This window comes from Rhodococcus sp. NPDC054953 (assembly GCF_053609225.1).
The window spans coordinates 1-1,208 of record NZ_JBSGXD010000070.1; the positions used below are offsets into that span (position 1 = coordinate 1).

Consider the following 1,208-nt stretch of genomic DNA (forward strand, 5'->3'; position numbering starts at 1 on the left):
ACCTTGCCGTTGGTCTGGGGCCGGTAGGGGCGGGTTCGCTTGTGAGCGATCCCGGCCTGGGCCATGGCCTGGCGCCAGTCGTGGGACCGGTAACAGGCCCCGTTGTCGGTCAGGACGCGTTCGACGGTGATTCCGGCTTGCTCGAAGAACGCCTGGGCGCGGTGCCAGAACGCGGCGGCGGTGTCTTTCCTCTCGTCGGTGTGGATCTCGCTGTAGGCGAGGCGGGAGTAGTCATCGACCGCGGTGTGCAGATAGCTGTAGCCGGCGCCCGCTCGGGTCTTGCGGCCTGCTTGCCGGCCCAGGACCTTGTGTCCGCCACCGTCGGGAATGTTGCCGAGCTTCTTGATGTCGACGTGCACGAGTTCGCCGGGCCGTTCGCGTTCGTAGCGGCGTATGACGCGTCCGGTGGCCCGGTCCAGATGCGTGAGCCGGGCCAGCCGGTAACGGGTCAGGACCCGGTGGACCGTGGAGGGCACCAGTCGCAGCAGATGAGCGATCCGTGCCGGCCCCCACCGACGCACTACGCGGACCTTGATGATCCGGCGTTCGGTGCGGGTCGGGGTCCGGCGCGGGCTGCTGCGTGGCCGGGAGGTCCGGTCGCACATCCCGCCCTCGCCCTGTTCGCGGTAGCGGGCCGCCCACCGTGCCGCGGTGGTGGCTGAGACCTGGAAACGTTCAGCGGCCCGGCGCAGAGGCCATCCGTCATCCACGACGCAGCGGGCAAGCCGCAGACGGCCGGTCTCGGTCAGGGGTGCGTTACGGTGAGGCACGAGGGCCTTTCTGGTCGCCGGTGCAGATGTCGCAATCCACACCAGGCCAGAAGGCCCTCACCCATATCAAGACCAACCAACCGTGAACCCCGTCACCAACCTCTGTGATCAGTACACCTAGGGGACGTAGACCGTGGTGGCCGGGGGGCTGGTGTCCGCCGGGCCGAACTCCAGCAGGTCGCGCGCGAAGATCCGGGACTCCCCCGCCGGGTGGAAGCCGGAGTCCTCCGGCGAGGACACCCCGGCCGGCGGCAGGGCCAGCACCGCGGGTTCCTCCCGCAGCAGCGCGCCCAGACCCGTACCGGCACCGACCCTCGACGGCTCGCCGTCGGTCAGGGTCACCGTCAGCGCGGCGTACGAGGGCCCCGCGGCGGGTTTACTTCCCGGCAGGCTCGTGGGGGGCAGGGTTTCCCTCTTCCGGTTCCCCTCGTCCGCCGC

2 protein-coding genes are annotated in these 1,208 nt (G+C 70.2%); both read right to left on the reverse strand.

Features of this window, described 5'->3' with window-relative positions; all coding sequences use genetic code 11:
- The coding region (locus ACWF62_RS20525) for an IS481 family transposase (protein WP_452631258.1) at positions 1–770 on the reverse strand (770 nt) is incomplete at its 3' end.
- Positions 771–887: 117 nt separating this feature from the next.
- The coding region (locus ACWF62_RS20530; RefSeq protein WP_452631260.1) for a hypothetical protein at positions 888–1,208 on the reverse strand (321 nt) is incomplete at its 5' end.